General features: G+C 71.7%; 19 protein-coding genes. 6 read left to right on the plus strand and 13 right to left on the minus strand.

From position 1 onward, the window contains the following. Window positions 1-15: 15 nt before the first annotated feature. From BT341_RS04150 to BT341_RS04160, 3 genes are read left to right on the plus strand one after another with little or no spacing between them, the layout of a single operon-like run. Window positions 16-315 carry a hypothetical protein gene (locus BT341_RS04150; protein ID WP_177328736.1) on the plus strand — a complete coding sequence of 100 codons (300 nt, stop codon included), beginning with the start codon at window positions 16-18 and terminating at the stop codon, window positions 313-315. A gap of 4 nt (window positions 316-319) precedes the next feature. Further along, window positions 320-874: a SigE family RNA polymerase sigma factor gene (locus tag BT341_RS04155; protein ID WP_072474992.1), complete on the plus strand. Its 555-nt coding sequence runs from the start codon at window positions 320-322 to the stop codon at window positions 872-874. Window positions 875-879: 5 nt separating this feature from the next. Beyond that, window positions 880-1,350, plus strand: coding sequence for a hypothetical protein (locus tag BT341_RS04160; protein ID WP_072481772.1), 471 nt, complete (start codon window positions 880-882; stop codon window positions 1,348-1,350). 336 nt (window positions 1,351-1,686) lie between these two features. Here the strand turns inward: BT341_RS04160 and BT341_RS04165 are convergent, their stop codons facing one another. Continuing rightward, entirely contained in the window at window positions 1,687-3,054 is a 1,368-nt protein-coding gene (locus tag BT341_RS04165; protein ID WP_425426290.1) for an MFS transporter, read from the minus strand. 200 nt (window positions 3,055-3,254) lie between these two features. On the opposite strand from BT341_RS04165, the gene BT341_RS04170 reads away from it, so the two are divergent. Continuing rightward, on the plus strand, window positions 3,255-3,851 hold the full coding sequence (locus BT341_RS04170) for a PaaI family thioesterase (RefSeq protein ID WP_072474994.1): 597 nt from the start codon (window positions 3,255-3,257) through the stop codon (window positions 3,849-3,851). A gap of 18 nt (window positions 3,852-3,869) precedes the next feature. Here BT341_RS04170 and BT341_RS04175 read toward each other — a convergent pair whose 3' ends face one another. The 12 genes from BT341_RS04175 to BT341_RS04225 form a co-directional block, all read right to left on the minus strand. Next, on the minus strand, window positions 3,870-6,518 hold the full coding sequence (locus BT341_RS04175) for a serine/threonine-protein kinase (protein WP_072474995.1): 2,649 nt from the start codon (window positions 6,516-6,518) through the stop codon (window positions 3,870-3,872). Window positions 6,519-6,573: 55 nt separating this feature from the next. Next, window positions 6,574-7,545 carry a glutamate ABC transporter substrate-binding protein gene (locus BT341_RS04180; protein ID WP_245804882.1) on the minus strand — a complete coding sequence of 324 codons (972 nt, stop codon included), beginning with the start codon at window positions 7,543-7,545 and terminating at the stop codon, window positions 6,574-6,576. Further along, window positions 7,542-8,954, minus strand: a complete 1,413-nt coding sequence (locus BT341_RS04185; protein WP_072474996.1) for a hypothetical protein — start codon at window positions 8,952-8,954, stop codon at window positions 7,542-7,544. The genes BT341_RS04180 and BT341_RS04185 overlap by 4 nt, the downstream gene beginning before the upstream one ends. 148 nt (window positions 8,955-9,102) lie before the next feature. Then, window positions 9,103-10,230, minus strand: coding sequence for a sensor histidine kinase (locus tag BT341_RS04190; RefSeq protein ID WP_072474997.1), 1,128 nt, complete (start codon window positions 10,228-10,230; stop codon window positions 9,103-9,105). Window positions 10,231-10,250: 20 nt separating this feature from the next. Then, complete coding sequence (locus BT341_RS04195) at window positions 10,251-11,513, minus strand: GAF domain-containing protein (protein ID WP_072474998.1); 1,263 nt, start codon at window positions 11,511-11,513, stop codon at window positions 10,251-10,253. 164 nt (window positions 11,514-11,677) lie between these two features. Then, on the minus strand, window positions 11,678-12,646 hold the full coding sequence (locus BT341_RS04200; protein WP_072474999.1) for an alpha-ketoacid dehydrogenase subunit beta: 969 nt from the start codon (window positions 12,644-12,646) through the stop codon (window positions 11,678-11,680). 11 nt (window positions 12,647-12,657) lie between these two features. Then, window positions 12,658-13,545 (minus strand): thiamine pyrophosphate-dependent dehydrogenase E1 component subunit alpha, encoded by an 888-nt coding sequence (locus BT341_RS04205; RefSeq protein ID WP_072475000.1) that lies wholly within the window; start codon window positions 13,543-13,545, stop codon window positions 12,658-12,660. Beyond that, complete coding sequence (locus tag BT341_RS04210; protein WP_072475001.1) at window positions 13,542-14,576, minus strand: ATP-NAD kinase family protein; 1,035 nt, start codon at window positions 14,574-14,576, stop codon at window positions 13,542-13,544. Before BT341_RS04210 ends, BT341_RS04205 begins: the two co-directional genes overlap by 4 nt. A 288-nt stretch (window positions 14,577-14,864) precedes the next feature. Continuing rightward, window positions 14,865-15,089, minus strand: a complete 225-nt coding sequence (locus BT341_RS04215; RefSeq protein WP_072481774.1) for a heavy-metal-associated domain-containing protein — start codon at window positions 15,087-15,089, stop codon at window positions 14,865-14,867. A gap of 64 nt (window positions 15,090-15,153) precedes the next feature. Next, window positions 15,154-15,357, minus strand: a complete 204-nt coding sequence (locus tag BT341_RS04220; protein WP_072475002.1) for a cold-shock protein — start codon at window positions 15,355-15,357, stop codon at window positions 15,154-15,156. Between the two features lie 206 nt (window positions 15,358-15,563). Then, entirely contained in the window at window positions 15,564-15,737 is a 174-nt protein-coding gene (locus BT341_RS45165; RefSeq protein WP_177328737.1) for a hypothetical protein, read from the minus strand. 214 nt (window positions 15,738-15,951) lie between these two features. Further along, window positions 15,952-17,610: a thiamine pyrophosphate-binding protein gene (locus BT341_RS04225; RefSeq protein ID WP_072475003.1), complete on the minus strand. Its 1,659-nt coding sequence runs from the start codon at window positions 17,608-17,610 to the stop codon at window positions 15,952-15,954. A 134-nt stretch (window positions 17,611-17,744) separates the two neighbouring features. Between BT341_RS04225 and BT341_RS04230 the strand changes: the two genes are divergently transcribed. Then, window positions 17,745-19,025 carry a hydroxyacid-oxoacid transhydrogenase gene (locus BT341_RS04230; RefSeq protein WP_143168477.1) on the plus strand — a complete coding sequence of 427 codons (1,281 nt, stop codon included), beginning with the start codon at window positions 17,745-17,747 and terminating at the stop codon, window positions 19,023-19,025. Continuing rightward, window positions 19,019-19,432, plus strand: coding sequence for an acyl-CoA thioesterase (locus tag BT341_RS04235; RefSeq protein ID WP_072475005.1), 414 nt, complete (start codon window positions 19,019-19,021; stop codon window positions 19,430-19,432). Before BT341_RS04230 ends, BT341_RS04235 begins: the two co-directional genes overlap by 7 nt. Window positions 19,433-19,512: the final 80 nt, after the last annotated feature.

A 19,512-nucleotide genomic window follows, 5' to 3' on the forward strand; every position in this document is an offset into this window, starting at 1 on the left:
AGAAGAGGAGCTGTCTTGCGTATCCGCATCGCCCTGACCCTCGGCGCGCTCGTGCTCGCCGGTGGTGCCCTGACCGGTGGCATCGCGCTGGCTTCGGAGGCGCAGCCGCCCGCCCCGTCCGCGACGACCAGCCGTCCGAGCGAACCCACCGTGGCCCCGGCTCCGGGCCGGACCACCCAGCGGCCGGCGCCCAGCGCCACCCCCGCCCCGCGCGAGACGACACGGCCGGCGCAGGCTGCTCCGCGCGTGCCCCGCGCCGTGCCCGCCGGGCCGACCGGTGACCTGCACCTGCCGGCCATCGGGGTGACCCGGTAGCCCGGTGATCTCCCGCTCCCGTCCGTCGACCGGGCCGGGCTCGCCGTGGGACGGCGAGTTCGCCCGGTACTTCGGCGAGCGCGCGCACAGCCTGCGGTCCACGGCCTTCCTGCTCTGCGGTGACTGGCACCAGGCCGAAGACGTCACGCAGGCCGCGCTGCTCAAGCTGTACCTCGCCTGGCCGAGGCTGTCGCGCCACGACGCCTTGGACGCCTACGCCCGCAAGGTCGTGCTCCGCACGTTCCTCGCCGAGCACCGGCGCAGCAGGTGGAAACGGGAGCGGCTCACCGACGCGCCGCCGGAGCTGCCGGCGGAAGACGCCGGCCGGGACCAGGACGTGCTGGTCCGGCAGGCGCTGGCCGTACTGGCCCCCAAGCAGCGCGCCGTGCTGGTGCTGCGGTACTTCGAGGACCTGAGCGTCGAAGAGACGGCACAGGCGCTCGGCTGCAGCACCGGCACGGTGAAGAGCCAGGCTTCCCGGGGCCTGGCGACGCTGCGCAACCGGCTCGGCCCGCACTACGGCGCGCTGACCTTCAGCGCGACCACGGAGGGGAGGTGACGAACATGGACCCCGAAGACGACGTCCGCGCGTTCCTGACCGGCGCGGCCGGTGGCCCGCAGCCGCCGATGCGCCTCGACGCCGCCGACGTGATCGAGCGCGGCGGCCGGGTCCGGCGACGACGCAAGCGGCTGGCGGTCGCCGGCACCTCGACGGCGACGGCGGTGATCCTCGCGGTGGCCGGTTTCCTGGCCGGGCACCGCGCCGGGCCGGCGAACCCGGTGCTCCCGGCCGGGCCCGGGCTGTCCACGGTCGGCACCAGCGCCCCCGCGGCGCCGACGCGCACGGAGGTCGCGGCGACGTCGGTCGCGCCGCCGGCCGCCGCGCCCGACGAGCCCCCGCGCACGCAGCGGACGACCGTCGCTCAGCCCCCGTCGGCGACCCAGGTGCCGCGTCGGCCGTCGCGGTCGCTCTCGCCGTCGGTGACGCCGACCGAAACCAGCCGCGAGACGCCCCAGGCGATGACCAGCCGGTAACGTTTCCGCAGGTCAACCGCGTGGCGTAGATCACCGTTCCGATGTGGGTCGTTGGCGAAATACCTGTCCGGGTCGTGGCGATATGTCCTGTGGCGTTCCGCTCGGACGCCGGAACCCCGCTCAGCCGGCCGCCGTCGCCGGCCCGAGAACCCGAGGAGGAAGCACATGGTGTTCGCCGCACTCATCGTCGAAACCGGAGTCGCTGTCGTGGTCGCGAGTGCGCTCGCCGCCTGGTCTCGCAAGCGCTTCACTCCTCGTCGCGACGCGAACTGACCCGCGGCGCACGTGTGCCCCGCCCGGACCACCGGGCGGGGCACACGGCTTTCCGGCGGTCGCTCAGCGCTGAGCGGCCGCGGAGGTCAGCTTGCCGCCGGTGTCCGCGGTGTCGATCTTCTCGATCGGCACTTGCGACGTCTCCGGTATGCGGATGATCGGGATGATCGCGATCAGCGCCGCGGCCATCAGGTAGTACGCCGGCCAGTCCTCGTTGCCGGTGCTCTTGATCAGCGCCGTGACGATGACCCCGCACGTCCCGCCGAACAGCGACGTCGAGATGTTGTAGCCGATCGCGAACGAGCCGTAGCGCACGCGGGTCGGGAACATCGCCGGGAACGTCGAGCCGATCACGGCGAGCATGAACACCAGCAGGATCGCCACGATCAGGAACCCGACGAACAGCCACAGGATGCTGCCGGACTGCATCAGCTTGAGGCAGGGCCAGCTCAGCACCAGGAACCCGATGGCCGCGGTGAGCAGCAGCGGCTTGCGGCCGATCCGGTCGGACAGCGCGCCGAGCGGGATGATGATCGCCATCTGCAGCACCTCGACGGCGATGATGATCAGCGTCGACGTGTTGTCGTTGATCTTCAGCGTGTCCGTGAAGTACGTCGGCATCGTGGTGAGCAGCAGGTAGTCCGCGACATTCAGCAGCAGCACGATGCCGATCAGGTTGAGGATCATCCGCCAGTTGCGGACGAAGATCTCCTTCAGCGGCGCCTTCTTCGGCGTCTCGCCCTTGGCCTCCAGGCGGCGGAACTCCGGCGTGTCCTCCAGCTTGTTCCGCAGGTAGAGGCCGATCAGGCCGAGCGGCAGCGCGACGAAGAACGGGATCCGCCAGCCCCACGCCTCGACCTGGTCGGCCGGGAGCGACAGCGTCACGGTGAGGACCACGAGGTTGCCGAGCACGTAGCCGGCCAGCGTGCCGAGTTCGAGGAAGCTGCCGAAGAAGCCCCGGCGTTTCGTCGGGGAGTACTCGGCGATGAACGTCGCCGCCCCGCCGTACTCGCCGCCGGTCGAGAACCCCTGGATCAGGCGCAGGAGCAGGATCGCGATCGGCGCGAGGATGCCCATGCTGTAGCTGCCGGCGTAGGCCGGCAGGACGCCGACCAGGAACGTGCAGCCGGACATCAGCAGGATCGTGATCGCGAGGACCTTCTGGCGGCCGATCTTGTCGCCGAGCGGGCCGAAGAACGCCCCGCCGAACGGCCGGACGATGAAGCCCACCGCGACCAGGGCCAGCGACTTGAGCACGGCGTTGCCCTCGCCGGGGAAGAACACCGTGCCGATGCTGGTGGCGATCGCGCCCGAGGTGAAGACGCCGTAGTCGTACCACTCGGTGGCGTTCCCCATCGCGGACGCCAGCACCGCTCGCTTGACGGTTCTCTCGTCCACTGACGGCTTGCCCGTCGTAGCTGGTTCACTCATGCCGGCGACGACCTCCTCCGTGCAGTGCCCATCGGGCCGTTCGAGCTCATCAGCCCAGTCTCGACCGGACACCGCAGGTCGGCAGCCTGAGCCGGAAATCTTCTACGGTCGGGAACTTTCCGGCTACTGAGAGATATGCGTTACCGCACGCCCCGCGGGCCGCGCGCGGACGGCGTCTACCGGCGGGTTAACGTCAGCGCATGAGTCGTGTTTCCCAGCCCTGGCCACCGGTTCCGGTGGAGCCGGCGGTCCCGCACCCGAAGGCGCCGCCGCCGGGCACCGAGCTCGGCGTGCACTTCAGCGAGTGCTTCGGCTGCGGCGACGAGGCCGACGCCGGGCTGCACCTGCGCTCGACCGTCGGCGATGGCCAGGTCATCCACTCGCGGTTCACGGTGACCGCGGCCCACCAGGGCGCCCCCGGCCTCGCCCACGGCGGCCTGCTGGCCTGCGCGTTCGACGAGGCCCTCGGCTCGACGGTGGGCAACCTGATGCGCCGCCCGGCGGTGACGGGCAAGCTCGAGACGGACTTCCGCCGCCCGGTCCCGGTGGGTTCGACGCTGTACATCGAGGCCCGCCTGGACGGCATCGCCGGCCGCAAGATCTACGTCAGCGCCGACGGCCGGCTCGACGCCGAAGACGGCCCGATCGCGGTCAGCGCCCGCGCGCTGTTCATCGTGGTGGGGTTCGAGCACTTCAGCACCCACGGCGACCCGCAGGCGCTGGAAAAGCTGGCGGCCCAGCACGAGAAGAACCAGCAGCGGCAGCGCGAAGAGCGGGACTGGGACATCAACCCCTGACCCGCTCGTCCCCGGTGGTCAAGTCAGCGTGCGGGGACGGATGGCATTGGCCCGGTCGACGAGCTTCACGCGCTCGTCGACGGTGCTCGCCAGCCGCGCCAGGGCCCGGTAGCAGCGTTCCAGCCCGAACCGCAGCTCCCGCTCCTCCAGCGCGCACCCCAGCACCCGCGCGCCCGGGGTGGGTTTGCCCTGCTTGACCCACTCGTGCGCGGCCTCCAGCACGCCGGCGGACAGCCGCGTCCGGCGTTCGACGTCCAGCCGGAGCCGCTCCAGGCGGGTCGACGCGTCCAGCAGGTCGTGCTCGGTGACCGGGGTCTCGCGGCCGTTCGCCTTCGTCGCCGTCGTCTTGATCTTGATCGCCGCGACCTGCGCGTCGACGTAGTGCGTCGAGGACGGCGGAACCGTCTCGAGCACCTCCACCGCGCTGTTGCGCGCGCCCTGCGCGAGGTACACCCGGGCCAGGCCGAACGCCGCGCTGACGTACGTGCGGTCCGTGCGCCAGACCAGCTCGTAGAACCGGGCGGCGGCGAAGTAGTCGCCGACGCCCTCGGCGCTGATCCCCAGCGCGAGCTTCGGCGCGATCTCGCCCGGCAGGTCGTCGTAGACGGACTCGAACGCCACGTGTGCGACGCGGGACCGGCCGCCCGCCAGCTCGATCAGGCCGCGGTGCCAGTCGATCCGCCAGTCGTGCGGGAAGCCGTTCTTGATCGCCAGGTACTGCGCGGCCTGCAGCTGGCGCTGGGCCTCCGCCAGCTCGCCCAGCTCGACGCGGGCCCGCACGATCCGTAGCCGCACCTCGATCGACTCCCGTGGCGCGCCGGCGAGGGCCTCGATGGCCGCGCGCGGGTCGAGCGCGGTCGTCGTGGCGAGCACGCCCGCGGCCGGGTCGTCCGTGTCGACCTGCGGGATCGGCAGACCGGCGACGACCTCGTCGGCGCCGGGCAGCGGGACGCTCCGGCCCGCGTCCGGCACCACCAGTTGCACGCCGAACGTGCGGCTCTCCGGGCCGAACACCGTCGACGCGCCGGGCCGTGGCTTGCCGGTGCCGAGCGCCATGATCTCGCGCAGCACGCCGGTGAGCTGGTCGGCCATCTCCTCGGCGGAGAGGAACCGGCGGTCCGGGTCGGCGTGCGTCGCGCGGCGCAGGAACCGGTAGTACGACCCGAAGAGCGCGAACAGCGGGACCTGGTCCGGGCCGGGCAGCGTCGTCTTGTACTTGGTGGTGTAGCCGGTGAACTCGAAGCTGAGCACCGCGAGCGTGCGCCCGACGGTGAACAGGTCCGACGCCACCGACGCGCCCTGCTTCGCCAGTTCCGGCGCGCTGTAGCCGGTGGTGAAGAACAGCGGGCTCTCGTAGTCGTCCATCCGCCGGACCGCGCCCAGGTCGATCAGCTTCAGCTGCTCGTTCGTCTGGATCACGTTGTCGGGCTTGAGGTCGCAGTAGAGCAGGCCCTGGCTGTGCAGGTAGCCGAGCGCGGGCAGGATCTCCAGCCCGTACGCGATGACCTGCCCGATCGGCAGCGGCTCCGGACGGCGGCTCTCGCGGTGGTGTGCCAGCGCCAGCTGCCGCAGCGACTGGCCGCCGACGTACTCCATGACGATGTAGCCGACGGTGGTACCGGTCTGGCGGTCCGGGTGCTGGACGAAGTTGTGGATCTTGACGATGTTCGGGTGCTCGACCTCGGCGAGGAACCGCTGCTCGTTGGCCGCGGCCGCCATCGCCGTCTGGTCGCCGGTGTCGATCAGTCCTTTGAGGACGACCCAGCGGTCGCTGACGTTGTGGTCCTGCGCCAGGTAGATCCAGCCGAGGCCGCCGTAGGCGATCGCGCCGAGGACCTCGTACTGGCCGCCGACGAGCTCGTGCGGCTGCAGCTTCGGGACGAACGAGAACGGCGTGCCGCAGTTGTCGCACTTTCCTTCGGCGGCACCGGGTTCGCCGTTCTTGCCGCGGCCGACCTTCGCGCCGCAGTTGCCGCAGAACCGTTTTTCCTCCGACACGACCGGGTTCTGCAGCACGGCCGACGCCGGGTCGCGGGCGGGCACCGGCGGCACTTCGACCAGCCCGGCGCCGAGCCGGCCGCGGCGCGACCGCGAAGTCCGCGACGAGGTCCGCCGCGAGGTGCCGGGAAACGCCCCGGACCCGGAGCCCGAACCGCTGCCGGTTCCGGTGCCCGTGCCGGTCCCGGTCTGCCGTCCTTCGCTGGTGCGTTCCGGCAGGACGCTTTCGGTACCCGGGTCCGGCAACGGCGTCCCGGGCCCGGTGTCCGGCCGCGGCACCGGCGGCATGATGCTCTGGGTTTCGGGGGCGGGCGCGGCGAGCACGCTCGTCGGCTGCGGCGCGCCGGGGTCCGGGCGGACGGCCTGCGTCGGCTCGACCGGTGGCGCGACGGGGCTGATGCTGCCGGGCGGGCGGGTCGGGTCTTCCGCGCCCGGGATGGTCCCGCGGGCCGGTGCCGGCTGGCCGCGCGGCGGTGTCGGCGGGCGGCGCACGGGCGCGTGGAACACGGTCTCCTCGCCCCCGGACGGCACGGCGTCGTCGAGCCGCCCGGAGATCGACGGCTCCGGCGTCTCCCACCGCACCGGTGGCGGCGGCTGCCAGCTCGGCGTGGCGACCTGCTGCTCGTCGTCCGGCGCGGCGTGCCGAGGACGGCGCGGCTCCTCCGACACTGCTACCTCCCAGATCCCCGCCGACGTGCGGGAACCGATCCTAGTCGCGTCCGGCTCACTGGTACTGCGGCGCCGGCGGCGTCGCCGGGCCCAGTGACGGCTCCACCCAGCGGCGGTAACTGTCCTGCCAGGCACCACCGTTGCGGACGTTTTCCAGCACGGCGTTGACGAACCGGACCATGTCTTCGCGGTCCTTCGGCACGCCGATGCCGTAGTTCTCTTCGGTGAACTGGTCGCCGACGACCTGCAGCGTCGGGTCCTGCGCGGCCATCCCGGCGAGGATCGTGTCGTCGGTCGACACGGCTTCGACCTGGCCCTGCTGGAGCATCACCAGGCAGTCCGACCAGTTGTCGACCGAGACCGGCACCGGCTTCGCCGGGTCCGTCGCGATCTTCGCCAGCGACGTCGACTTCTTCGTCGCGCACACCTTCTTGCCGCTGAGGTCGGCCAGCTTGGTCGCCTTCGACTCCTTCGTGACCAGGATCCGCTGCCCGGCCTTGTAGTACACGGAGGAGAACTGGACGTCCTTCTTGCGCGCGCAGGTGATGCTGTAGGTCCGGACCACGACGTCGACCTGGTGCTTCTTCAGCACGTCCTCGCGCTGCGATGACGGGATCGCGCGGAACTGGACGTGGCCGTCGGCGGTGCCGAAGATCGCCTTGGCGATCTCCTTGACCATGTCGATGTCGAAGCCTTCGAGGTTGCCCGTGGTGGGGTTGCGGAAGCCGAACAGGTAGGTCGTCTGGTCGACGCCGGCGATCAGCTTGCCGCGGCGCTTGATCTCGCCCATGGTCGAGCTGTCCGGCACGCTCGTGCCGCTGGGGCTGAGGCTGGCCAGTGGGTTGCAGCTGGTGTCGGCGCCGCCGCCGGCCGTCGCGTCCGGCCCGCCGACGTGCGCGGGCTGCGGCCAGCCCGCGTCGCGCACCGGCGCCGGGTCGACCGGTTTCCCTGGGCTGCCGCAGGACGCCGCGAGCAGCGCGACGACCGCCAGCACGCCCGCCCGGACCGTGTTCCCCCGCCTGCTCACCGGTACTCCCTCAGTCGCTCCCGGATCCCCATGGTGACACCCGCCGCGGCGACGACGGCGAGCACGGCCAGGCCCGGCGCGAGGAACGTCAGCGCGCGGTCGCCGTGGTAGGTGTCGTCGAGGAACTGCTGCCTGCCGACGTCGATCGCCGCCTGCAGGCTGTCGTCGAGGCGCCGGAAAGCCGGTGCGGAACCGCCGTTCTTGTCCTCCAGCACCGCCGAGTCGACGGCTTCCTGGTACGCACCCGCGTTGTCCTGGGCGCGGACCTGCGCGTGCGCCTTCAGCCAGTCGCTGGCGGCCTTCGACGCGTCGGCGACCTTCGCGGCGCCTTCGCCGTCCTGGATCAGGCCGCGGGCTTCGCCGAGCAGACCGCCCTGGCCGTCCTCGCCGAGCAGTTGGACCGCGTTGCTGCCGAAGTCCTTCTCGTACGCGGCGCCGTCGCCGCGGGCGACCAGCGTCAGCGTCTCGTCGGCGCGGGCCTGCAGCGCGGCGATCCGCGCGCGGACGAGGACGTCGACGCGGTGCGAGCCGTCGTCCTGGCCGCTGCCGACCAGGCTGCCCTGCACGATCAGCGCGACCGCGCCCCACAGCAGCGACACCACGACCGCGGCCGTCGCGACGACGAGCCCGACGTTGAGCAGCCGGTTGGTGCGCCGGGTCAGGTAGACCTGGGCGACGATCAGCGCGGCCAGCAGCGCCACCATGAGGATCGTGGCGAGCCAGGGGAAGCCGGTGGCGCTGTCCTGCTCCTCGATCAGCCGCTCGGTGTCGACGCGGTAGAGGTCCTGCGCGGCGGGCAGGATCTTCGCCCGCATCAGCTCGGACGCTTCGCGCAGGTAGGACGCGCCGACCGGGTAGCCGAGGCGGTTGTTCGCCCGCGCGGTCTCGACGAGCCCGGTGTAGACGGGCAGCGACTGGTTGAGGACGTCGACCGGGCCGGCCGCGTCGGCGACGTCGGCCGCGTCGGACGCGGCCTTCGCGAGCGCGGCGCCGGCTTCGGCGATGTCCCGCTCGTAACGCTGACGCAGCTCGGGCGGCTCCGTGCCGATGGAGAGGAACGCGCTTGCCGCGGTCGCGTCGGCGTCCGAAAGCGAGCGGTAGACCTGCTGCGACGCGGCGGCGAGCGGCTCGCGGTGGTCGATGACGCCGGTGATCGTGTCGTCGCGGTCCTGCACCGACAGCGTCGCGACGAGCCCGGCGACGAGGGCCAGCAGCACCAGCCCGACGGCGATGACGGTCAGCCGGCCGGGCGTGGTCGCGGCGGAGCGGACGATCGCGCGGACGCCCTGGCCCGGCAGGTCCAGCAGGCCGAGCAGGCCGCCGCGGCCCCCGGTCCGGTCACGGCCCTCCGGCGGCGACGGCGGTGGGGGTCCCGGCGCGGGCGCCGCGGCCGTCGCAGTGCTCGTCATCCCCGATTCCTCCCCGTGCTTTCCGGGGCCTCGCCCCCCGGACCCCCAAAGCTCGACATGAGCCGTACCCGCAGAAGGTAGCCGAGTCGCCGCGCGCGCAGCCACCGGCACCGCCCGCTGTCATCAGCACGTGATCTCGGCGCCGGGGTCAGCGCACCTCGGCGAGTACGCGCCAGTCGCCGTCTTCCGGGCCGGCGGTCAGCGTGCCGCCGGCCAGTGCGAGCCGCTCGCGCATGCCCGCCAGCCCGAATCCTTCACCTTTTCGAGTGAATTCAGCGAGGGCGGTGCGGACGTCGAGCCGGACGACCCCGGGCTCGTAGGTCAGCCGCATCCGGACGTCCTCGCCGGGCGCGTGCTTGCCCGCGTTCGTCAGCGCTTCGCGCGCGATGCCCACCAGAGCGACGACCGCCGCGGAGGGCAGCGGCCGGGCGTCGCCGTCCGCGGTGAAGCCGACGGTGACGCCGTGGTCGGCGGAGTGCCGTGCGGCCACCGCGGCGAGCGCGTCGGCCAGCGGCGGGACGTCCCGGCGCAGCGCGGCGACGGCGTCGCGTGCTTCGGCCAGCCCGTCCGCGGCGAGCCGCCGCGACCGCCGGACCGACCGCAGCGCACCGTCCACATCGGACCGTTCGGTCAGCAGGGCCTCGGCGAGCTCGAGCTGGACCCCGAGCGCGCCCAGCGAATGCGCCAGGACGTCGTGGATCTCGCGCGCGATGCGGGTGCGTTCGTCGAGCGCGGCGGCGCGCGCGTGCTCGGCCTGCGCGAGCCGCGTCTGCTCGAGCAGCGCCTCGGCCTGGTTGGCCTGGACCTCGTACTGGCGGCGGTTCAGCCCGACCAGCACGAGCAGCAGCATCACGGCGGGGTCGGCGAGCGCGGCTGCGCCGGTCTGGCCGGCGAGCAGGTGCGCCGTCACCGCGGACGCGATGTCCAGCAGGCTCACCGCGACGATCGCGCCGACGCTCACGGAGGTCAGCGCGGCCAGCCGGCCGAGCGCGATGACGGACAGGATGATCGCCGACGAGTCCGCGGCCACGCCGACGAGCGCCGCCGGCAGCGCGCTGGCCGCCGCGAGCAGCACGGCCGCCGTCTTCGGCCGCCGGGAGGCGAGCACGACGAAACCGAGCCAGCACGCGCTCGCGACGCCGTACGCGGTCCAGATCCGCGGGTCGGGCTCGTGCGCCGTCAGCAGTGCCCCCGCCACGAACAGCGTGCCGAGCAGCTGGACCACGAGCCAGCTGGGCGCGATGGTGTCGGGCAGGCGTTTCGGCACGGCGTCCATGATCCTCCCCGGCGGGGAGGTCAGCCGCGGATGGCCGGGGCGAGCGAGTGCGGCAGCACGGCTTCCGGGCTCGGCGGCCGCCGGACCAGCACCTCGACGTCGTCGGCGAAGCGGTACGGCTTCGCGCCGAGGATGCCGCCGAAATGGCGGCGCAGCCGGGACATCTCGGCGCGGACCGTCACCGCGCGGCTCGCGTCGCCGAACAGGTCGGCCGACAGCTCGGACGCCGAGCGGCCGTCGCGGTGGCTGGCCAGCACGTACAGCATCTCGGCGTGCCGCGGGCTGAGCCGGTGCGTCCAGGTGCCGGCCGCGCCGGCCACGGTCAGCTCGGGTTCGCGCGGCGACCGGACGTCGAGGACGACCCGGGTCGGCGGTGCGGCCTCGTCACCGGTCACCCGGATGAGCCAGCCACCGGGTACCGGCTCGACCGCGCAGTTGCCGTAGGCGGGCAGCCAGACCCGGCCGGGCGTGAGGCCGGTGGGCAACGCGATCCGGTCGACCGGCGCGAGCCCGGCGGCCGCGGCGACCCAGCCGTGCTCGTCGGCGACGACGGCGCGTCCGCCGACCTTCGCGAGCACGGGGACGGCGAAGCCGCGCAGCCGTTCCAGCTCGGTCAGGTGGGCGGTGCGCAGCTGGGCTTCCGCGAGCCGCGTCACCGCGTCGACCAGCGCCAACGTCGTCGCGTGGACGGTGGGGGCCGGGCCGGAGAGGTCGACGACGCCGAGCAGCCTGCCGTCGCGCGGGTCGTGCAGCGGCGCGGCGGCGCACGTCCAGGAGTGGTGGGAGCGGACGAAGTGCTCGGCGGAGTACACCTGGATCGGCCGGCGGGCGACGAGCGCGGTGCCGATCGCGTTGGTGCCGACGGCTTCCTCCTGCCAGTCGACGCCTTCGACGAAGCCGAGCCCGTCGGCGCGGCGGCGGACCGCGGCGCTGCCGTCGCGCCAGAGCACCTTGCCGTCCGCATCGCCGATCACCATGATGTGCGCGGCCTGCTCGGCGAGGCTGATCAGGCCACCGCGCAGGGTCGGCAGCGCCTCGGCCAGCCTGCTCGTGCGACGGCGGGCTTCCAGCTCTTCGACGGTGAGGACGGGCGCCGCGGAACGGCTGTCCGGATCGATGCCGAGCCGGCGCATCCGCTGCCAGGACGCGTCGATGACCGGCCGCGGGCGGCCGGGCAGCGGCTTGCCGGTCAAGGCCGCTTCGTGCACTTGAGCGAGGACACGGGCGTGCCGCCGGGGGTCGGCCCCGGCCGGCAACGCTGCCTCGAGGTCTCGCTGCCCCAACCGTCGCTCCTTGTGCTGATCCTCCTCAGTCTGCCTTTTCGGTCCGGTGATCGGAAGGTGGCGGCCGTCTCGCCTCCGGCGGGGCCAAGAGCCACCGGAGGCGAGCCGGCCGGTCCGCGACGGCTGTCAGTCCACTTCGGACAGCCGCGGAGCAGCGCCGATGGTCATCGCCGGTATCCGACGACCGCCTTCGCCGCGTTGAAGACCTTCTGCGCGTCCGGGACGTAAAGGTCCTCGAGCGCGTCGGAGAACGGAACCGGCGTGTGCGGCGGCGTCACCATCTCGATCGGGGCGCGCAGCGAGCCGAACGCCTCCTTCGCGACGAGCGCGGAGATGTCCGTGGCGAGGTTGCAGCGGGGCGATGCCTCGTCGACGACCACGAGGCGGCCGGTGTGTCCGACGCTTTCGAGGATCGTCCCGGCGTCGAGCGGGCTGGTTGTGCGCGGGTCGATGACCTCGGCGTCGATGCCGTTGGCGGCGAGCTCCTTCGCGGCGGCTTCCGCGACGGCGACCATGCGGCCGATGGCGACGATCGTCACGTCCCGGCCCGCACGGATGACATTCGCCACGCCGAACGGGATCCGGTAGCCGTCCTCCGGGACTTCGCCGGTGGTGTCGTAAAGGGCCTTGTGCTCGCAGAAGATCACCGGGTCGTCGTCCCGGATCGCCTGGATGAGCAGGCCTTTCGCGTCGTACGGGCTCGACGGCACGACGACCTTCAGCCCCGGGATGTGCGTGAAGATCGGGTACAGGCACTGCGAGTGCCGCGCGGCGGCCCGCAGCCCGGCGCCGTAGGTCGTGCGGATCACCACCGGCGTCCGCGCTTCGCCGCCGAACAGGTACCGGAACTTGGCTGCTTGGTTGAAGATCTGGTCGAAGCAGACGCCCACGAACGCGACTTCCGCGACCGGCCGCTGCCCGCGTGTCGCGGCACCGATCGCCGCGCCGACGAAGGCGGACTCGGAACTCGGCGTGTCGAGCACGCGGCCGGGGAACTGGGCGAAGAGGCCCTTCGTGACGCCGGGCACACTGTCGCGGGCGTCGTCCTCGCCCATGGCGATGACGGACTCGTCGCGGGCCATCTCTTGGGCGAGCGCCTCGCTGATCGCCTCGCGGTAGCTGATCGTGCGCACGACGGCTCCCTTCAGTACGTCGCGTAGACGTCGGTTTCGAGGTCTTCCGGCGTGGGTTTCGGCGCGGCTTTCGCTTCGGTGACGGCGTCTTCGATGAGCTTCGCGACTTCGGCGTCGATGTCGTCGAGGGTCTGTCCGGCCAGCTCACCGCCGTCGGTGACGCGGTCCCGGAACCGCCGGAGGCAGTCCGGGTTCGCGCCCGCCCGGCCGAAGTAGCCGGCGAACTCCACCTCGATGAGCGTCGGACCGCCGCCGCCACGGGCGCGTTCGACGGCCTCGCCGGCGGCTTCGTGGATGGCGAAGAAGTCGAAGCCGTCGACGATCACGCCCGGCAGGCCGAACCCGGCGGCCCGGTCGGCGATGTTGTCCGCCGCGACGGACCAGCTGCTCGACGTCGCGTCGGCGTAGCCGGTGTTCTCGGCGACGAAGATGGCGGGGAGGTCCCAGACGGCCGCGAGGTTCAGCGCCTCCAGCGTCGTCCCCCGGCTGCCGGCGCTGTCGCCGAAGAAGGCGACGCCGACACCGCCGGTGTTCTGCTGTTTCGCGGCGAGCGCGGTGCCGCAGACGAGCGGCGGGCCGCCACCGACGATGCCGTGGGCGAGGTCGGCGAGGTGCGCCGAGCCACCCTTGCCGTGGCAGGAGCCTGTCTTACGGCCGTAGATTTCGGCCATCATGGCCTTGACGTCGACACCCTTGGCGATCCCGTGACCGTGGTGGGTGCCGGCGACGGTGTCCCGCTCGTCAAGGTGGAGGCAGACGCCGGTGGCCGAGGCTTCCTCACCGGCGTAGAGCTGCACGAACCCGGGGATTTCGCCGGCCGCGAACTCGTCGCGCACCCGCTCTTCGAAGGCACGGATGGTCCGCATCACCCGATACGCGGCCAGCAGGGTGTCCGTCATCTTCGACGCTCCTTGCCCAGTTCGGTCTCCGTGCGCAACAGGCCCTTCCGCGCCGCTTCCGCCATCGCGGCCCGCACGTCCACGACCCACGGGCCGTCCGGCTTGAGCTCGACGAACGCGCTCTCGCCGTTCTTCAGCTCGAGTTCGCGTTCGCCGTCGAGCGCGATGACCCCGCCGGCCGCGGCGAGTTCGACGCGCACCCCGGGCCGGAGCACGCCCCAGCCGCGCACGCCGACGGGCCGGACGAGCCCGGGCGCGATCGGCGCGTGCACGACGTACGGCGTCTCCCCGACGGGCCCGAGCTGCAGCGCAACGCCGTCCGGGCTGGAACGTGGGCTGGGGCACAGCTGTCCGGGGACGCTGGAGAGCCCGATGCCGTCAGGTTCGGCGAAGGTGCAGTACAGCTCGGTGAGCGAAGCGGGGTCCCAGAGGGCGCGGGCCCCGATGTGCCTGCTCAGCGACACGCAGACGTCGACGAGCGCGATCTCGCGACGCGCCTTCGTGACGACCTCCAGCACGCTGACGCGGTGGGTGACGAGATCGGGATCAACCTGGCCGGCGGCGATCAGCCCGGCGGCCAGCCCGGCAACGGTCGCCTCCCGCATCTGCGGGAAGGCGTTGTTGGTCCCGGTGGAGAGGGCGAGGATCGGAACGTCTTCGCAGGCCGCGGCGGCAACGCGGGCCGTGCCGTCCCCACCGAGGACGACGATGACCCCGGCCCCGGCCTCGACCATCCGCCGGACGGCGTTGGTCGTGTCGGCGGCGGTGCCGGTGAGCGGGTCGCCGTCGCAGAAGTCGACCTTGGGCCAGGTTCCGCCGCGTCCGAGTGCCCGCAGGACCGCGGCGGAGATCCCGCCGAGGTCGGTGGAGACGAGCGCCCGGTCCAGCCCGGTCACGGCAAAGGCGGCGAGGAGCCGCTGGACCATGTTCGCCTTCTCCGCGGTGGGGAACACCGAAGCCTGCGCGACCAGCCGACGGATGTCCCGCCCCGAAGCCGGATTCGCGACGATCCCCGCCACCGTTTCACCCACCTGACCTCCCGGAAGCGCGCACCGGAGAACAGGAGACCCCGAGGTCGGCAGGAGGGGAAGGGTTGCAGGGCGTTGCACTGTTCGGCCCAACGCGCACGCCGCCACCAGCGCACGGCCGCGCGTGACACCCGGCTTACGCCGTCACCTGCACGGGATCGCTGCGCGGACACAGGAACCCAGCGCGCAGCTGCGTCGAACATCACACCGGCGTCGCTCGCCAGTGGACTGTCCACCGTGGATGCGGAACCGGCGGAGAAGAACCAACCGAGGGCGGGCCCCGGTGGAAGGCTACGAGATCAGGCTGGCCGTGCCCTCGTAGGTGTAGCCCGCTTCCTCGACCGCGGCACGCACGTCGTCCTCGGCCAGCGCGGCTTCGGAGCGAACGGTCACCCGGCCGGTCGGCACGTCGACGTCCACTTCGGCCACTCCCGGCAGCGCCGTGAGTTCCTCGGTGACGGACTGGGCGCAGTGCCCGCAGCTCATTCCGGAGACGGTGTACCCGTGCTCGATCATGGTGCGCAGCATACGAAAAGGGCCGCCACCCCGATCGGGTGACGGCCCTTTCCCAAGATCAAAGTCAGATCAAGGTGACCGACGTGGCCTGCGGGCCCTTCTGGCCCTGGCCGATCTCGAACTCGACGCGAGCGTTCTCCTCGAGGGTACGGAAGCCGTTACCCTGGATCTCGCTGTAGTGAACGAAGACGTCGCCGCCACCGTTGTCGGGGGTGATGAAGCCGAACCCCTTCTCGGAGTTGAACCACTTCACAGTGCCCTGAGTCATCAAAAATCTCCATGTGTAACACCAAAACAGGAAGCCACTTCGGCGACCCGGGTCTGCACCCGGACGGTTTGCTTCCTCGGTGAGGAGACACTACGCCCGCTGAATTCTGCGAGCGTGACTCAACACGAACACAAAAATCGAGACCTTGACCAGTAAAGCACACCTCGCGGAGGGCGGACAAGCCATCTTCACCCGGGCGAGGTGAGCTATTCGCCACTCGCCGGACGCAGCCCCTCGGTACCGAACGGCGAACGCCAGGCGGTGTCGTGCTCCGCGGCGATGACGGCGTCGTCGTGGGCGTCCGCACTGGCGCTGAACAGCACCGGTACGACGCCGGAGGACTTCCGCGCTGGTTCGGGTGCGTGCTGGTGATCGGTCACGTCGAAACTCCCCTCGTTCCCGGCCCGCGGCTGTGCGGGTCATGACCGCGATGGTGCCATGGGGCACCGACAGAAACCGGTTGTCTCCCGCCGGGACCCGGCCGGGAAGGTTCAGCGGCGAACCACCACCGGAACACCGTCAGGTTACCCGAGCCATCGCTGTGCTACCACACAACTTTCCCGGCGTTTCCCGGAACGAAACCGAGCAAAACCCTTACTGGGCGGGAGGTTGCGGACGGGCCTGCCCGAGCAACGCCGAAAGCCGCACGTCCGGAGTCACGACGTCCGGGTCCGTGCGCACGTCGATGACGCACGGCCGTTGCCGCACCAGTGCGCTGGCGATGATGGGCTCGAGCTCCTCGCGATCGTCCACGGTGTACCCGGCCGCGCCCAGTCCACGCGCCCACGACGCGAAGTCGGTCAACGGGATGGACACCCCGGACAGCCGCCCGTAGGTCCGCGCCTGGTGCATGGCAAGCGCGCCGTGGACCCCGTTCTGGAAGACGACGACCATCACCGGAGCCCGGTACCGGACGGCCGTCTCGATCTCCTGGCCGGTCATGAGCGTCCCGGCATCGCCGACCATGGCGACGACGGTCCGCCGCGGCTCGGCGAGTTTCGCCGCCACGGCGGCGGGCACGGCGTAGCCCATCGCGGCGTTGCTCGGTCCCAGCTGGCTGCGCGGCGCGGTGAAGCACCAGTACCGGTGCATGAACTGCGCGAAGTTGCCGGCATCGCTGGTCACGATGGTGTCCTCGGGCGCCAGCTTCCGAAGCGCCCGCACGACGTCGACGGGGTGCACCCGCGTGTTGCCGCTGGTGTCGGGCGGGGTCATGAAGGTGTGGACGGCGGCGTTGGCGGCGGAAGCCCGCCTCGTCCGCGGCGACGCGACTGCGCGCAGCTCCCGCAGGAACGGCTCGACCTCGGAGTCGACGCGGAAGGTCAGCCCCCGCCGGCGCGGGCTGACGTCGATGCCGGTGCCGACCATGACGAGCGTCTGCTGGGCCGTCGGGTACCGGTAGGCCTGGGTGGTGACCTCGTCGAGCTGTGTTCCGAGCGCGAGCACCAGGTCGGCGCGCTCCAGCGCGTCCAGCTGCCGGGCCGGGATGCCCAGCCCGAGGTGACCGGCGTAACGCGCGTGGTTCTCCGGGAAGGCGTCCTGCCGCCGGAAGGCGTTGTAGACGGGCAACGCGAGCTCGTCGGCGACCGCGATCAGCTCGTCGCGCGCGGACCGCGCCCGTCCGCCGACGATGACCACCGGGTACTTCGCCTCGTCGACGAGCTGCGCCACGGCGTCCGCCGAACGGCCCAGCGTCCCGGACGCCGGCGGCCGCACCCGCGCCATCGGCTTCGCCGCGTCGTAGGGCATGCCCCAGACATCGCAGGGCACGCCGAGCACGACCGGCCCCGGCCGTCCTTCCTGCGACGTGGTCAGCGCGTGTGCCAGCAACCCGGGCAGGCCGTCCGGGTCGGTCACGCGCAACGTCGACTTGGCGATCGACTCGAACATGGCCGTCAGGTCCGACGTCGGCAGCTCCCCGGACGACGACGGCATCAGCTCGGTCGCCGGCATCTCCAGCAGCACGACCATCGGCGTCTCGTCCTGGTACGCCGTCTGGACGCCGATCGCCAAACTCGCCGCACTCGGCCCCCGGCTGGCGAGCAGCACGGCGGGACGCTCGGTGAGCTTGCCCTCCGCCTCCGCCATGAACGCCGCGCCCGCGTCGTGACGCGCCGAGACCAGCGTGATCTCCCGCTCGCGCTGCAGGGCATCGAGCAGTTCCAGGAAGGACTCACCGACCACCGCGTACACGCGGCGGACACGCGCCTCGGTCAGGATCCGCACGGCCGTCTGGGCGACGGTCGCTCCCAGTTGGTATCTAATGAGGAGAGCTTAGGCGGGCACCGTTCAGTGCAGTCAAGTGATCTTCGCCGAAACCCGGTAAGGATGGACTGAATGTCCGCTTTGACCGACTGTCAGCCGATCAGGGAGCGAGGACCGCAGTCTTGACCGCGACCGAACATGAAACCATTTTTACTTATGGCGCACCGGCGTTGAAGTACGGCACCGGCGCCAGCGACGAGATCGGCTACGACCTGACCCAGTACGGCGCCCACCGCGTACTGGTCGTGACGGACCCGCAGGTCGCCGCGACCGGCTGGCCGCGCCGCATCGCCGACGGCATCGCCGGCTACGGCATCGAGACCGAGATCTTCGACGGCGTACACGTCGAGCCCACCGATGTCAGCATGCAGAAGGCGGTTGACTTCGCCCGCGGAACCGGCCCGTACGACGCCTTCGTAGCCATCGGCGGCGGATCGGCGATCGACACGGCGAAGGCCGCAAACCTGCTGACCAGCAACGACGGCGAGCTGATGGACTACGTCAACGCGCCGGTCGGCGGCGGCCGAGCACCGGACCGCCCGCTGAAGCCGCTGGTCGCGGTCCCCACCACCACCGGCACCGGTTCGGAGAGCACCACGGTTTGCGTCCTGGACGTGCTGTCGCTGCGCGTCAAGAGCGGGATCAGCCACCTGCGGCTGCGCCCGACCCTCGCCGTCGTCGACCCGCGCCTGACTGTCAGCCAGCCCGCGGGCGTGACCGCCGCCAGCGGCATGGACATCCTCTGCCACGCCGCGGAGAGCTACACCGCGAAGCCGTACACCGAGTTCGAGCGCAAGCGCCCGGAGCAGCGCGTGCCGTACTGCGGCTCGAACCCCCTGGCCGACATGTTCGCCGAGCAGTCGCTGCGGCTGCTGTCGTGGGCCCTCCCCGGCGCGGTGCGCGACGGCGAAGACCTCAAGGCGCGGGAAGCGATGGCGCTGGCCGCCACGTTCGCCGGACTCGGGTTCGGCAACGCCGGCGTGCACATCCCGCACGCGAACGCGTACCCGATCGCCGGGCAGGTCCGAGACTTCCACCCGGACGGCTACCCAGGCGAAGAGCCCATGGTGCCGCACGGCATGGCCGTCTCGCTGACGGCACCCGCCGCCTTCCGCTTCACCTTCGACGCGGCACCGGACCGCCACCTGCGCGTCGCGCGCCTGCTGGCCCCCGACTTCGAGTGGCCCGGCGACTTCGCCGACCACCTGCCCGCGGTGCTGATCGACCTCATGCGGCAGATCGGCATCCCGGACGGCATCGGCGCCGTCGGCTACACGGAGTCCGATGTGGACTCTCTGGTCGAAGGAACGCTCAAGCAGCAACGGCTGCTGGCCACCGCACCCCGCGAGGCATCGGCGGACGACCTGTCGGGCATCCTGCGCGAGTCGGTGTCGCTGTGGTGAACTGGTACCCGCACTGGCAGACGGTGCCGTTGCGCTGGAAGGACAACGACGTCTACGGGCACGTCAACAACGTGGTGCACTACTCGCTGATGGACACGGTGATCAACACGTGGCTGATCGAGCAGGGCGGCCTCGACATCGAAGCCGGGGAGGTGATCGGGCTGTGCGTCGAGTCGCATTGCGGGTATCACTCATCGGTTTCCTTTCCTGGCACGGTGCGGGTGGGCTTGCGCGTGGCGCACCTCGGCAAGTCGAGCGTGCGCTACGAGATCGGGATGTACGCCGCCGACGAGTCCTTGGTCGCGGAAGGACACTTCGTGCACGTCTTCGTGGACCGCGAGTCCCGCCGGCCGACACCGGTCTCCGGCAAGCTACGTGAGGCGCTGGAAGCACTTCGGCCCACCTGACGCCACCGCCACCTGGTCACCTCCTTCTTCGGCGATGTCGTTTCGGGCCGTGTTCTTCCCGCGCTTCCGATGATGCACGA

The organism is Amycolatopsis australiensis, from assembly GCF_900119165.1.
GTDB classification, from domain to species: Bacteria; Actinomycetota; Actinomycetes; order Mycobacteriales; family Pseudonocardiaceae; genus Amycolatopsis; species Amycolatopsis australiensis.

Coding starts and splice junctions, on each gene's coding strand:
- BT341_RS04160 (WP_072481772.1), top strand. CDS start 880: ATGGACCCCGAAGACGACGTCCGCGCGTTCCTGACCGGCGCGGCCGGT.
- BT341_RS04165 (WP_425426290.1), bottom strand. CDS start 3,054: ATGAGTGAACCAGCTACGACGGGCAAGCCGTCAGTGGACGAGAGAACC.
- BT341_RS04170 (WP_072474994.1), top strand. CDS start 3,255: ATGAGTCGTGTTTCCCAGCCCTGGCCACCGGTTCCGGTGGAGCCGGCG.
- BT341_RS04185 (WP_072474996.1), bottom strand. CDS start 8,954: ATGACGAGCACTGCGACGGCCGCGGCGCCCGCGCCGGGACCCCCACCG.
- BT341_RS04190 (WP_072474997.1), bottom strand. CDS start 10,230: ATGGACGCCGTGCCGAAACGCCTGCCCGACACCATCGCGCCCAGCTGG.
- BT341_RS04205 (WP_072475000.1), bottom strand. CDS start 13,545: ATGACGGACACCCTGCTGGCCGCGTATCGGGTGATGCGGACCATCCGT.
- BT341_RS04215 (WP_072481774.1), bottom strand. CDS start 15,089: ATGATCGAGCACGGGTACACCGTCTCCGGAATGAGCTGCGGGCACTGC.
- BT341_RS04220 (WP_072475002.1), bottom strand. CDS start 15,357: ATGACTCAGGGCACTGTGAAGTGGTTCAACTCCGAGAAGGGGTTCGGC.